This is a genomic window from Sphingopyxis macrogoltabida (genome assembly GCF_001314325.1).
Classification (GTDB): Bacteria; Pseudomonadota; Alphaproteobacteria; order Sphingomonadales; family Sphingomonadaceae; genus Sphingopyxis; species Sphingopyxis macrogoltabida.
This window is the reverse complement of record NZ_CP009429.1, coordinates 44,433-57,500: the sequence shown is the minus strand read 5'-3', so window position 1 is coordinate 57,500 and position 13,068 is coordinate 44,433. Positions and strand designations below refer to the sequence as shown.

The window sequence follows — 13,068 nt, the reverse complement described above, 5'->3', positions numbered from 1 at the left end:
CAGATTCTGGCGCAAATCATCACCTGGTCGTCGACATTGCTCGTGATTCGTCTGCTCGATCCGGCCGATTATGGGCTGTTTGCGATGACGCAGGTGGTGCTCGCCTTCCTCGCGTTCCTCAACGGCTGGGGATTCGCGAGCGCGCTGGTGCAATCCGATTCGGTCGATCCGTTCCGAATCAGGCAGGCGTTCGGCCTGCTGCTGCTGCTCAACGCGCTGCTCGCCGCCGTGCAATATTTCGGCGCGCCGATCGCTGCGGCCTATTATGGCCAGCCGATGGTCGCCGAGCTGCTCCGCGTGCAGGCGCTGATCTTTCTCGCGACGCCCTTCATCGCGCTTCCCGAAGTGATGATGTCGCGCAAACTCGATTTCCGCCGTCAGGCGATCGTCAATCTCGTCGCCGCGCTCGCGGGCGCGGGCACCGCGCTCGGCTGCGCGCTCGCGGGATTCGGCGTCTGGACTCTCGTCTATGCGCCGATCGCCATGTTCTGGACGCGCGCAATCGGGCTGACTTTCGTGGCGCGGCTGCTCGTCTGGCCGAGTTTCAACTTCAAGGGGTGCGGCCAGATCATCGGATTCGGATCGGCGGTGCTGTTCAGCCAGCTCTTCTGGCTGGTGCAAAGCCAGTCGGACGTCTTCATCGCCGGTCGCCGATTCGAACCACATGCGCTCGGCCTTTATGCCGAGGCGCTGTTCCTCGCGCAGATCTTCATGGCGAAGTTCGTGCCGCCGCTCAACGAGGTCGCCTTCCCCGCCTATTCGCGAATCAAGGACAATCCGACCGCGATGCGTTGGAGCTTTCTTAAGACGGTCCGCCTGCTGATGCTCGTCGCCGCACCCTTTTATTGCGGACTCGCGGTGGTCGCGGCGCCGATGGTCGAAACGCTGTTCGGGGTGAAGTGGCTCGGCATGGTGCCCTATATCCAGCTGCTGTCGCTCGCGCTCATCGCGATGACGGTGCAGATTCTCTTCGCGCCGGTGAACAATGCGCTCGGCAAGCCGCACGTCTCGATGCTCACCTCGCTCGGCGGTGCGATCATCTTTCCCGCCGCCTTCCTGATCGGTGCCCAATGGGGGCTGATGGGTATCGCCTGGGCGTGGCTGATCGCGGCGCCGCTGCTGCTCTTTGTCGCGGCGCGGATGACGGCGCCGCTGATCGGGGTGTCGCTATGGGATGTCGGCCGCGCCATGCTGCCGGGACTCGTCCCCGCGCTGTTGATGGCGATCGGCGTCGGCTTCGCGGCGCAATTGCTGGCGCCGCTCGGGACTGCGGCGCCGATTCGGCTGGCGCTGCTCGTCGCGCTGGGCGTCGCGCTCTATGGCGGCTTGCTGTGGCTGCTCGAACGCGAGGCGATCGCCGAAGTGATGCGACTCGTCCTGCGGCGGGAAGTTTCCGATTCGGTGTAACGGTACCGGCCCGCTCGCCCTCCCGGCCTCCGATAGGCTACTATCGTTGGGGAGGCCGGGAGGGGGAGCGGGCCGGTACCGCCTTCAGGCGTCAGCCTGAACTACGACGCGATATAATCCCGCATCGCCGCAGCTTCGGCCTCGATCTTGTCGATGCGATATTTGACGAGGTCGCCGATCGACACGAATCCGACCAGCCGGCCGCCGTCGACCACGGGCAAATGGCGGATTCGCTTTTGCGTCATCTGCGACAGCGCGCCGATCACCGCCATCTGCGAATCGCAGGTTACCGGCGATTTGGTCATGACCTCGTCGAGATGCCGGTCGAGTGCTTCGGGACCATAGGAGGACATCAGCCGGACGAGGTCGCGTTCGGAAAAGATGCCGACGATCGCTTCGCCCTCCATCACCGGCACCGCGCCGATGCGATGCTGTGCCAAGAGATCGATCACCGCGCGGACCGTATCTTCTTTCCGTGCCGCAATCACCGGACCCGTGTGCCCGTGCAGGATCGCTCCGATCGTCATGCTTTGCCGCTCCCCATGTCGCTTTTCAGGGCGACCAGCTTAACATGATTCGCGGCCAAGCCCAAAGGACTGCGGCAGGGCGATGGCCTTTCGCGCTTGGTCTTGCCGCGCGGCTGGTCCATGAGAGCGCGCATGGTCAAACGATCCCCGCTCGACAACCGCGACACCTCGCAGGTCGCCTGGGCCCGCTATCGCCGGCTGATGAAGGGAATGGCGCTGGTTTCGTTCGGCGCCGTCCTGCTGGCGCTGGGCTGGCTGCGCTATACGATGGGCGATGCGCTCACCATTCACATGATCATCGCGACGGCGGCGGGGGTCGGGCTGTCGGTCCTGCTCGGCGCCGCGCTGATGGGCCTCGTCTTCCTGTCGAGCGGCAGCGGCCACGACGAAGCGATCGAAGATCCTTTCAAGGACGACCCGGATATGAACCATGACCGATAAGCCAGACTGCCCGCGCGACCCGATCCTGCGCGTCGTCCCGCGCCCCGCGGACATCAACGCCAACGGCCACATCTTCGGCGGCTGGGTCCTCAGCCAGATGGACATTGCGGGCGGCATCGTCGCCGGCCGCGAAGCGCAGGGCGCGGTCGCGACCGTCGCGATCGAGACGATGGAGTTCATCGCCCCGATCCTGCTCCGCGACATCATCTCCATCTACGCGCATATCGAGCGACGCGGGCGCACCTCGCTGGCGATCCGGCTGGAGGTGGTCGCGACCCGCGACGGCGGCCGCACCGAGGAAAAGGTGACCGAAGGCGTCTTCACCTTCGTCGCGCTTGACGAGAATCACCGCCCGCGGCCGCTGCCGGCGCCCTAATCCTCGCTCTTGGGCGTCCGGTACTCGAAACTGCGCGCCGAATTCGCCGGCACGCGCACCGTCCAGGTCGGCAGGCCGTCCTTGCGCGGCAGCTTGCGCAGCCGCGAATCGAGCGTGCCAGTGTCATAGACCTGGAAGCCGAGCTCGAACGTCACCGCAAAGGGATTGGCGTTCGACACCGTGACCCGATACTCATTCTCGCGGTTCTTCGGCGGCACGTAATTTTCCATGTCGACGCGGACCTGGCTGCTTTCGCCGATCACCAGATCGACCTTTTCGCCGACCGCATGGTCGCGCATCATCCCCTCGCCCGCCAGCAGTTCGCGGCCCGCCGCCTGTTCGAACACCGCGACCTGCCCGCTCGGCAGCGGTACGCCGAGCCGGGCGGCTTCCTTGTTCTGCATGCGCAGCAATATTTCGGTCGTCGCCGCCGTCTCCTCGTCCCCCGGACTCGCCCGCAAGCGATAGATCGGCTCGAACGGCACCCCGTCCTTGATCAGCAGCGCCACCTGCTTCTGCCCGTTCGCCGCGACGGTGACCGGAAAAGGCACGCGATAGAGCTTGAGATCGCCCAGATCCTCGAGCTTCGCGGTATCGACCACCGCTATCGGCGCCGCCATCGCCATTTCCCGGCGGCGTGCCCCCGTAACGACGATATCCATCCCCTCCGCCATCGGCGGCGGCGGCGGCGCGGGCGGGGGAGGAGGCGGGGGTGGCGGACCGTAGCGGCCGCTGCCGGTCGGAAAGCAGCGCAGGCTCAGTTGCGGCGGCGGCGGTGCCTCGACGAGCGAATCGAAATCGCTCGTGACGTTGAGCGTGCCCGCCAGCACCGACATGTTCGCGTCGGCAAAGCTTTCGCCATTGCTGTTGGCGACGGTCAGCCAGGCGAACAGGTCGAGCGTCTTGCCGTCTTCGCGAACGCGCGCGACATAATTGCTCGCCCAGTCGAAACCGGTCGACAAATAGGTCAGCGTCACTGTCGCGCGCTGCGCCGCCGGGCTGCGCGTCGTCACCGACAGCGTCGGCTTGGCGGTCAATCCTTCAGGCACCCCGTCATAGACGATGGTTTCGGGAAGTCCCGTGCAGCGCAGCGCTTCATAACCCGCCGAAGTTTGCAGGATGACGGCGCCCTCGGGACCCGAGCGGATGACCGCCTCTTCCTCGGTCACCTTTCCGGTCGCGCGGTCGGTGCGGCGGAGATGGACACGATTGCCGAGCGAACCGTCGAGCAGACTGGCGGGCGACAGCAGCGCCGCATCGCGATTCTTCTGCACGACGCCGCCCGGCAAGCCGGTGACGATCGCCGACACCGCGACCATGCCTTCGGAGACGCCCTCGAAGCGCAGCACCGATTCGCCCGCCGGCAAATCCACCGTCCGGGTTTCGGAAATCAAAGCGAAGCCGTTCAGCCAGTCGCGGTTGATCTCGCCGCCTTCGGCGCGGTCGGGATCTCGAAAGACGCTGACCGCAACCTGGTCGACCGCAGTCGAGGTGACCACCGACTGCGCCGCCGCAGGCGACGCCGCGAACAGCAGCAGCGAAAACATCGACAGGGGGGATGCGGCGCGGCGCATCGGTCCGCGGATCAATAACGCGTTTCGAAGGTGGCGGTGATCGTCGCCTCGCCGTTCGCGGGTACGGTCACCCGCCACTGCGTGCCGTCCGAATCGAGCCTTTCGCTCTTCTGGCTTTCGGTGATGATCTTCGTTTCCGACCAGTACCAGTCGAGCCCGCGCTGCCGGAGATCGAGCGTGACGGGCTCCGACCGGGCGTTGGTCAGCAGATAGGACATCGACGAGCGCCAGACATAGGTCCCGCGTTTTTCGCGCGACACGACGGTCGCCTTCACTTTCACATCAAAGGCATCGCCGGTCTTCAGCCCCAGTTCGCTGCCCATCGGCGTGTGGCCGATCTGGTTCTCGCCGATAAACTGCGGATCGCCGCGCAGGTCGCGCTGGTAAAAGCGCACCGTCCCGGCGGGCAGCGCGTCGCCGAGGCCGCCGTCGCGGCTCGAGGTGAATTTGATCACGCTCGCCGCGCTCGCCGGTTCGGTCATGTTGTTGAAGCCGTCGACGGTGAACTCATAGATTTTCTGCGCCGGCACCTTGGCGACGTCGAGAAAGCTCACCTGCTTGGTCTGCGCATTGGCGATCGTCGTGCGTTCGGCGAGCGGATAGAGATAATAGTCGCCAAGCTGCTCGCGCGGCGCGGTCTCGGTGCCGGCGCGGCGGAGTTCGCCCGGCGCCGACGGCTGCGAGCGATAGCGGTACGACTGACCGTAAGCGGCCATGCCGCCCGCCGAGGGCGTCCCTGCGACGAGCAAGGTCTTGGCATTGTCGAAGGTCGTGCCGGTGTTGTTGCTCAATGTCACCCAGCCCTGGACGTCGATCGTCCCCGCCTTTTCATCGTAGAGCGACACATAGTCGGCGGACCAGCCGAGGCCGTTCGTCAGATAGGAAAGCGTCGCCGGCCGCGTCCCGGCGCCCTTGCTCTCGACGGTGATCGACAGTGTCGGCTTGGCACGCAAATTGGGCGGGATCTTGTCGAAGATGACCCGGACCGGCAGGCCGTCGTCGCGCAAGATCTCGATCCGCGGGCCGATCTGCAGCACGACGCCGCCGTTGACCGCGAGCACCTTGGCACGCTCGCGCGTTTCGGCCCCGGTGGCGGGATTGATCCGGAGCAAGGTCACCGTCTCGCCCACCGCCTTCTGCATCAGCGCGTCGGGCGAGAGGAGGTCATAGTCGAAATTCTGCTCGACGATCGCCGTCCCGTCCGCGGCGAAGGAGACGGTCTGCGGCCGGATCTGTGCCGAAACGTCGGGAAACTCCTGCCGCGAGCGCCCGGCGGGGAAAGCGATCTGGCGGATATCCTGCACCAGCGACTGCCCGCCGTTATAGATGGTGACGGCAAGGTCGCCCTGCGCATTGCCCTGCGTCGGATCCTGCGCGGCGGCGGGGAATGAAACCACTGCCGCGACGGCGGCAACCGAAGCGCAAGTCCTTGCCAAAACGCGCATAAAAAACCTCCCCGCCAACAGTCTGGCGGGGAGGCTATGTTATGTGCCGGTCAAAAACCAGCGTGAAATAATGACTTTACTCGGCGGCCTCGACGCCGCTGCTCCGCGCTGCCAGCGTACGACGCGTGCGGCGCGGCTTGGCGGCAGGGGCTTCGTCGCCGCCATCCGCGCCGGCATCGGCGTCTGCGCTCCGTTCGGGGCGGCCGATCGCCGGCGGCAGCACGGCCGTATCGATGCCGGCATTGCCATTGTCGTCACCGGCGCTCTCGTCCTTGCGCGGACGGCGCGCCGGGCGGCGTGCGGGGCGCGGAGCCTCTTCGGCTTCGACAGCCTCTGCCTGCGCATCGTTGCGGTCGTCGCGCTCGTCCTGTTCGCCGCGACCGGCGCTGTCGTCGTCGCGGTTGCGGTTGGCGCGGCCGCGACCCTGCTGGCGATTGCCGCGATTGTCGTCGCCCTGATCGTCGCGAGTGCCGCGCGCTTCGCGGTTGCCGCGATTGTCGCGCTGGCCGCGGTCGCTGCGATCATTGCGATCATTGCGCTCGCCACGGTCGTCGCCATCGTCGTCGCGGCCGCCGTCGGTGTCGATATCGCTGTCGGTATCGTCATGGCCGTCGAAATCCTCGACGCCGCGAATCTCGCGGCTGCGGTCGTGGCTGCGTTCCTGGCCGTTCTGGGCGTTCTTTTCTTCCTGCCGGGCGCGGAAATCGCTCACGACACGGAAATAGTGATCGGCGAACTGCAGATAATATTCGGTCTGGACCCGGTCGCCGGCAAGCTGCGCGTCACGCGCAAGGTTGCGGTATTTCTCGATCATCTGGGCGCCGTTGCCGCGGGCGCGGCTGTCGATGCGGTTGGCCTGGTCGACGCCCCCGCGTCCGCCCGACTGCGGGCGACCATTGTTGTTGCTGTTGTTGTTGCGGCCGCGACGGCGACCGCTCTGCCGGTTGTTCATGTTCAACTGAGACATCCTGTCGAAAAGCCAAATAAGCTATGCCAACCCCTTTTGGCCGACCGCGCCATTTGCGCGTCGCGCCCGCGCTCCCTGCGCGGCTTTACCCTTTACCGCTTGAACGGGACCCACGTCCCGGACCAGCATCGTAAGTGGGAAGCAGTCCTGCCGGGCCAGTATCGATGCCAAGCATCGCCAATGGGGTCCGATCAGTCCTAGAGCCGCCCCTACCGCGCTTTGCGGCGTAAACCAAGCGAATAATTGCGGCGGCGCTCAGGTGCGGGTCAGCAAAAGCGCCCTGTCACGGCCGCCGAGGTCGCGGCGGCACCGGATGGTAAAGCCCGCCGCTTCGGCAAGAGCGGAAACCGATATAAGCTGCGAGGCTCCGATTTCAAGGATCGCCACGCCGCCGGGCGCCAGCAGGCGCGGCAGATCGGGAATAATCCGGCGATAATCGTCGAGCCCGTCGGGCCCGGCGAAAAGCGCTCCGGCGGGCTCATGGTCCGCGACATCGGGCATCAGTTGCTCGCAATCGGCGATATAGGGTGGATTGCACAGGATCAGGTCGAATTGCCCGGCAACGCCGTCGGTCCAGTCGCCTTCGCGGAATATTGCCCGATCTTGAATTTGCAATTCGCCCGCGTTCCGGCGCGCGAACGCCAGCGCCTCCGCCGATACATCGACACCGAGCCCGGCCGCTTCGGGCAATTCGGACAACAAGGCCAGCAACAGCGTGCCCGGCCCGGTTCCAAGGTCAAGGATATGCAGCGACGCCTCGCGATCCTCGACGTGCGCCAGCGCCGCCTCGACCAGCGTCTCGCTGTCGGGACGCGGAATCAGCACACCCGGGCCCACCGCAACGCGGATCGTCCAGAAATCGCGATAGCCGACGATATAGGCGACCGGCTCGTGCGCCATCCGGCGATCGATCAGCGCAGCGAAATCGCCGGGTACGGCGAAGCGCGCCGGATCGAGGAGCAGCGCCTGCCGTTCGATCCCCAGCGCATGCGCCATCAACAGTTCGGCGTCGAGGCGCGGGGTGTCCGACACCGCCGCAAGTCTTTCCGCAGCGTCGCGAAGAGCCTGCTTCCCGTCCTCCACACTCAAGTCCGTTCGTGTCGAGCGCAGTCGAGACACCCCTCGACGCTGCGCAACCCCGATGTGCATCTCGACTGCGCTCGATGCGAACGGTTTTGTCGCGTTTTATTCACCCAGCCCCGCCAGCCGCTGCGCCTGATCCTCGGCGATCAGCGCGTCGATCAGCTCGTCCATCGCGCCCTCCAATATCTCGGGCAGGCGGTGGAGCGTCAGGTTGATGCGATGGTCGGTCACCCGGCCCTGCGGGAAATTATAGGTGCGGATGCGTTCGGAGCGGTCGCCCGAACCGACCATCGACTTGCGCGCCGACGCCTCGGCGCTGTGGATCTTCTCGCGCTCGAGATCATAGAGCCGCGCGCGCAGCACTTGCATCGCCTTGGCGCGATTCTTGTGCTGGCTGCGCTGGTCCTGCTGGATCACGACGAGCCCGGTCGGGATATGCGTGATACGGATCGCCGAATCGGTCGTGTTGACGTGCTGGCCGCCCGCGCCCGACGCGCGATAGATGTCGATCTTGAGGTCGCTGTCGTTGATCGCGACGTCGACCTCCTCGGCCTCGGGCAGCACCGCGACGGTCGCGGCGCTGGTGTGGATGCGCCCGCCGCTTTCGGTGACGGGGACGCGCTGGACGCGGTGCACGCCGCTTTCGAACTTGAGCTTGGCGAACACCCCCTGCCCGCTGACCGACGCGACGACTTCCTTGTAGCCGCCGACCTCGGCCTCGTTCGCCGAGATGATTTCGACCTTCCAGCCCTGCGTATCGGCATAGCGGCTGTACATGCGCAGCAGGTCGCCCGCGAACAGCGCCGCCTCGTCGCCGCCGGTGCCCGCGCGGATTTCGAGCATCGCGGCGCGTTCGTCGGCAACGTCCTTCGGCAGCAGCTTGATCGCGAGGTCGTGCTCGGCGGCAGGCAGCGCCTCTTCGACCGCCGCGATTTCCTCCTCCGCCATCGCCTTCATCTCGGGATCGCCGAGCATTTCGTTCAGCGCCGCCAGTTCGCCGCGCAGCCGCGTGACTTCGGCCGCCGCCCGGGCCACCGGTTCGAGTTCGGCGAACTCCTTCGACGCCGCGACGAAATCGGCGGGCGCCATGTCGCCCGTCGCCATCCGCGCCTGCAAGGCAGCGTGGCGTTCGATGATGGCGTCGATCTGTTTGGCGGAAACGCTGGTCATCAAAGGGCCCGAACGACCGCTTCAGCCTGCTTCGCGCGATCGCTGCCACCGCGGATATTGATATGCGGTGCACCGTCGCGCGTACCGACAGAGATCAGCGCGTGCGCCGGAATCTTCGCCGCCTTGTCGAAGCGCTTGCGCGGCGATCCGCTGGCGACGATCTCGGTCGCGAAGCCGCTGCTGCGAAGCACCGCCAGCGCCCGCATCGCCAGCGCGAGCTGGCTGTCGTCCTCGACCGCGATCACGGCGTCGAGACGATTGTCGATGATATCGTCGGCAAGCAGCATCGCCAGCCGCTCGATCCCGGCCGCCCAGCCGACCGCCGGGGTCGGCGGTCCGCCGAGATTTTCGATGAGCCCGTCATAGCGCCCGCCGCCGAGCACGGTGCCCTGCGCGCCGAGCCGGTCGGTGACGAACTCGAACGCGGTATGGCGATAATAGTCGAGCCCGCGCACCAGCCGCGCGTTGCGCTCCCACGCGACGCCCGCGGCATCGAGGCCGGCGGTGACGGCGCCGAAGAAATCCTGCGCCTCGCTCGTCAGGAAGGCGTCGATATCGGGTGCGCCGTCGGCGATCGGGCGGTCTTTCGGATCCTTGCTGTCGAGGATGCGCAGCGGATTCTTGTCGAGCCGCGCGAGGCTGTCTTCGCTGAGGTCGCCGCGATGACCCTCGAAATGCTCGACCAGCGCCGCGCGCCATGCATCGCGGCTCGCCGCGTCGCCGAGCGTGTTGAGCGTCAGCGTCACGCCTTCGGATATGCCCAGTTCCTTGAGCAACTGGTCGGCGAAGACAAGCAATTCGGCGTCCGCAAGCGGGCTGTCGCTGCCCAACACTTCGGCATCGAGTTGGTGGAACTGGCGATAGCGACCCTTTTGCGGCCGCTCGTAACGGAACAGCGGCCCGTGCGTCGCAACCTTCAGCGGCGCGAACTGCTGCCAGCCGTTGGTGACATAGGCGCGCGCGATCCCGGCGGTAAATTCGGGGCGCAGCGTGATCCCTTCGCCGCCGCGATCCTCGAACGAGTACATTTCCTTCGACACGACGTCGGTCGTCTCACCGAGCGAGCGGGCGAACACCGCGGTCGGCTCGATCACCGGCACCTCGACGCGCTTGAAGCCGTAAAGGCGGCGCACCCGCTCGAACGTCTCGACGACATAAGCGAAACGGTCGGCGAAATCGCCGAGCATGTCCTGCGTACCGCGGACGGGCTGCGGGGTGGGGATCCTGGCGGATTTGTCCTTGCTCATGGGCCGCGCGTCTAATCGCTTTTCGGCGAAAGGCAAAGCGGGCTTGCGCGGGCTTCGCGCGCAGCTAGGCTGGCGTCATGGCCCGCACGATCGGCAATCGCATCGCCCCGCCCCGCTTCGTCGCTTATGCGGCGGGGCTGGTTTTCGTCGCGGCATGGGCAATCATGCAGGATCGATCGGCGCTGCAGGACTTTCTGATCGGTTTCGACATCGTCACCGCGCTCTTCCTTTTGTCGACCATCCCGCTGTTCCGAACCCGCGATCCGCAGGTCCTGAAGCGGCATGCGGTCGAGAATGACGCGAACCGGGTGGCGCTGCTCGTCATTTCGGTGGCGGTGAGCGCCGTCGTGCTCGGCGCGCTGGCACAGCTCGTTTCGGGCACCGGCCAATATTCGAAGCCGCTGGTGATCGTGACGCTGGCGCTCGCCTGGTTCTTCGCCAACACCGTTTACGCCATCCACTACGCGCATCTCTATTACACCCCCGACAAGGCGCACGGCGGCCATGCGGGCGGGCTTTCGGTGCCGAGCAGCCCGGCGCCCGACTATTTCGACTTTCTCCACTTCGCGCTGATCCTCGGCATGACCTTTCAGACCGCCGATATCGACATCACCAGCCGCGCGATCCGCCGCGTGTCGACCTGGCATTGCCTCGAGGCCTTCATCTTCAACATCGGCATCCTCGCCTTTTCGATCAACATGATCGCCGGAAGCTGAGCGAGCGGGCAATCGCCGGTTTCGTCGAACCCCACGGCACGCTGGCAGAGCGCCCGCTGGACCTCATCGCCATTTCGTCGCAGATAAACGGCATGAAAAAAGCACCGTTCGTCGCAGCCGCCCTGATCGCCTTCGTCGCGCCCGCCCAGGCGCAGGACGGCAACAGCCGCCCGCAGCCGGTCGTTCAGCCGCTGACCATCCCGCTGCCCGCCGACAAGCCCTATCCCGGCACCATGACGCTCAAGGTCGATGCGACCGACGTCGCGCGCGGCATCTTTCATATCCGCCAGACGATCCCGGTGGCGAAGGCGGGCAAGTTGACCCTGCTTTATCCCGAATGGCTGCCCGGCAAGCATGCGCCGCGCGGCGCGATCGCCGAACTCGCCGGTTTCAAGCCCAGCGCCGGCGGCAAGCCGCTCGTCTGGACGCGCCAGCCGACCGACGTTTACGCCTTCGATATCGAGGTGCCGGCGGGGGTGAAGAGTATCGACGTCGCCTTCGATTTCCTGTCGCCGACGCGGACGAGCGAAGGCCGCGTCGTCGTCACGCCGGCGATGATGAACCTGCAATGGGAGCAGGTCAGCCTCTATCCCGCCGGCTATTTCACCCGCCAGATTCCGGTGCAGCTCGACGTGACGCTGCCCGAGGGATGGACCGGCGCCGCCGCGCTCGACGGTCTCAAGATATCGGGCAACCGCTACAGCTATGCCCCGACGAATTACGAGGTGCTCGTCGACAGCCCGATGTTCGCGGGGAAATATTTCCGCAAATGGGACCTCGGCAACCGGGTGACGCTCAACGTCGTTGCCGACGAAGCCAAATATCTCGAAGCCAGCCCCGACCATATCGCGCGCCACGCGGCGCTGGTGTCGGAGGCGGTCGCGCTGTTCGGCGTACGCCATTTCGACCGCTACGAATTTCTCCTCGCGCTCAGCGAAGAGCTGGGCGGCATCGGGCTCGAACATCACCGGTCGAGCGAGAACAGCCGCAACCCCGACTATTTCACCCGATGGAACGACAACGACAGCGAACGCGGGCTGTTGCCGCACGAGCTGACGCATAGCTGGAACGGCAAGTACCGCCGCCCCGACAAGATGTGGACCCCCGATTTCCGCACCCCGATGCAGGACAATCTGCTGTGGGTTTACGAAGGCCAGACGAGCTTCTGGGACCTCGTCCTTGCCGGTCGCTCGGGGCTGCAGTCGAAGGAGATGATCCTCGCCGAATGGGCAACCAACGCCGGCTTCTACAGCGCGCAGGCGGGTCGCGAATGGCGCTCGGTCGATGACACGACGCTCGACCCGATTGTCGCAGCGCGCAAGCCCAAGCCCTTCCCCAGCTGGTCGCGCACCGAGGATTATTACAACGAAGGGTCGCTGACCTGGCTCGAGGCCGACATGCTGATCCGCACCTCGACGAACAACGCCAAAAGCCTCGACGATTTCGCGCGCGCCTTTTTCGGTGGGCGCGAGGGCGACTGGGGGCAGGACACTTATAATTTCGACGATGTCGTCGCGGCGCTGAACGCGGTTCATCCCTATGACTGGGCGAAATTCCTGCGCGACCGGCTGCAAACCCCGGACCAGCCCGCGCCGGTCGGCGGCATCGAACGCGCCGGATATCGCCTCGTCTGGCGCGATGCGCCCAATATCTACGACCGCGACCGGATGGCGCAGGCGAAGAATGCCGACCTGACCCATTCGCTGGGGATGGTCATCGACAAGGACGGCATCGCGAGCGGCATATTATGGGACGGGCCAGCCTTTCGCGCCGATATCGTGAACGGCACGAAGATCGTCGCCGTCGACGGCATGGCGTACAGCCGCGAGCGGATCGAAGCCGCGGTGCGCACCGCGACCGACGGCAAGACCCCCGTCCGCCTGCTCGTCGAGCGCGGCGGGCGCTATCGCAACATCGATCTCGACTATCATAGCGGGCTGCGCTGGCCGCACCTCGAAAAGGTCGGCGGCGGCGCCGACTGGTTCGACCGCCTGCTGGCCCCGCGCCGGGCGCTGTAAGATCGATCAAATCCGCTCGTGTCGAGCGAAGTCGAGACACCCAACGGCAGATCCCGCCCTCACGGCATCTCGACTTCGCTCGATGCGAGCGGCTAAG

12 protein-coding genes (1 of these 12 cut by a window edge) are annotated in these 13,068 nt (G+C 65.9%); 5 read left to right on the top strand and 7 right to left on the bottom strand.

What is annotated here, in order from left to right; all coding sequences use genetic code 11:
• Positions 1 to 1,407: the 3' portion of a lipopolysaccharide biosynthesis protein gene (locus LH19_RS00315; RefSeq protein WP_054723914.1), read on the top strand. The gene continues 105 nt to the left of window position 1, outside the view; 1,407 of the gene's 1,512 nt are visible here — the last part of the coding sequence; its start codon lies off the left edge, out of view; its stop codon occupies positions 1,405 to 1,407.
• A 101-nt stretch (positions 1,408 to 1,508) separates the two neighbouring features.
• Here LH19_RS00315 and LH19_RS00310 read toward each other — a convergent pair whose 3' ends face one another.
• Positions 1,509 to 1,934, bottom strand: coding sequence for a CBS domain-containing protein (locus LH19_RS00310; protein ID WP_054723912.1), 426 nt, complete (start codon positions 1,932 to 1,934; stop codon positions 1,509 to 1,511).
• A 132-nt stretch (positions 1,935 to 2,066) separates the two neighbouring features.
• On the opposite strand from LH19_RS00310, the gene LH19_RS00305 reads away from it, so the two are divergent.
• Together LH19_RS00305 and LH19_RS00300 are read left to right on the top strand one after the other, a co-directional pair.
• Complete coding sequence (locus tag LH19_RS00305; protein WP_054723910.1) at positions 2,067 to 2,375, top strand: hypothetical protein; 309 nt, start codon at positions 2,067 to 2,069, stop codon at positions 2,373 to 2,375.
• Complete coding sequence (locus tag LH19_RS00300) at positions 2,365 to 2,751, top strand: acyl-CoA thioesterase (protein WP_054723908.1); 387 nt, start codon at positions 2,365 to 2,367, stop codon at positions 2,749 to 2,751. The genes LH19_RS00305 and LH19_RS00300 overlap by 11 nt, the downstream gene beginning before the upstream one ends.
• Here the strand turns inward: LH19_RS00300 and LH19_RS00295 are convergent.
• The 6 genes from LH19_RS00295 to hisS all read right to left on the bottom strand — a co-directional run bounded on the left by LH19_RS00295 (position 2,748) and on the right by hisS (position 10,237).
• Complete coding sequence (locus LH19_RS00295; RefSeq protein WP_054723906.1) at positions 2,748 to 4,325, bottom strand: DUF4139 domain-containing protein; 1,578 nt, start codon at positions 4,323 to 4,325, stop codon at positions 2,748 to 2,750. The genes LH19_RS00300 and LH19_RS00295 overlap by 4 nt on opposite strands.
• 11 nt (positions 4,326 to 4,336) lie before the next feature.
• Positions 4,337 to 5,770: a DUF4139 domain-containing protein gene (locus LH19_RS00290; protein WP_082395352.1), complete on the bottom strand. Its 1,434-nt coding sequence runs from the start codon at positions 5,768 to 5,770 to the stop codon at positions 4,337 to 4,339.
• Positions 5,771 to 5,846: 76 nt separating this feature from the next.
• Positions 5,847 to 6,722, bottom strand: coding sequence for a DUF4167 domain-containing protein (locus LH19_RS00285; RefSeq protein ID WP_407696748.1), 876 nt, complete (start codon positions 6,720 to 6,722; stop codon positions 5,847 to 5,849).
• Positions 6,723 to 6,992: 270 nt separating this feature from the next.
• Complete coding sequence (gene prmC, locus LH19_RS00280) at positions 6,993 to 7,826, bottom strand: peptide chain release factor N(5)-glutamine methyltransferase (protein WP_054723900.1); 834 nt, start codon at positions 7,824 to 7,826, stop codon at positions 6,993 to 6,995.
• A 96-nt stretch (positions 7,827 to 7,922) separates the two neighbouring features.
• Positions 7,923 to 8,990 carry a peptide chain release factor 1 gene (gene prfA / locus LH19_RS00275; protein WP_054723898.1) on the bottom strand — a complete coding sequence of 356 codons (1,068 nt, stop codon included), beginning with the start codon at positions 8,988 to 8,990 and terminating at the stop codon, positions 7,923 to 7,925.
• A complete protein-coding gene (gene hisS, locus LH19_RS00270; protein WP_054723896.1) occupies positions 8,990 to 10,237 on the bottom strand; it encodes a histidine--tRNA ligase in 1,248 nt (415 codons plus the stop codon). Before hisS ends, prfA begins: the two co-directional genes overlap by 1 nt.
• Positions 10,238 to 10,314: 77 nt before the next feature.
• On the opposite strand from hisS, the gene LH19_RS00265 reads away from it, so the two are divergent.
• Together LH19_RS00265 and LH19_RS00260 are read left to right on the top strand one after the other, a co-directional pair.
• Positions 10,315 to 10,953: a DUF1345 domain-containing protein gene (locus LH19_RS00265; RefSeq protein WP_054723894.1), complete on the top strand. Its 639-nt coding sequence runs from the start codon at positions 10,315 to 10,317 to the stop codon at positions 10,951 to 10,953.
• A 92-nt stretch (positions 10,954 to 11,045) separates the two neighbouring features.
• On the top strand, positions 11,046 to 12,971 hold the full coding sequence (locus tag LH19_RS00260; protein ID WP_054723892.1) for a M61 family metallopeptidase: 1,926 nt from the start codon (positions 11,046 to 11,048) through the stop codon (positions 12,969 to 12,971).
• The last annotated feature ends 97 nt before the right edge of the window (positions 12,972 to 13,068 follow it).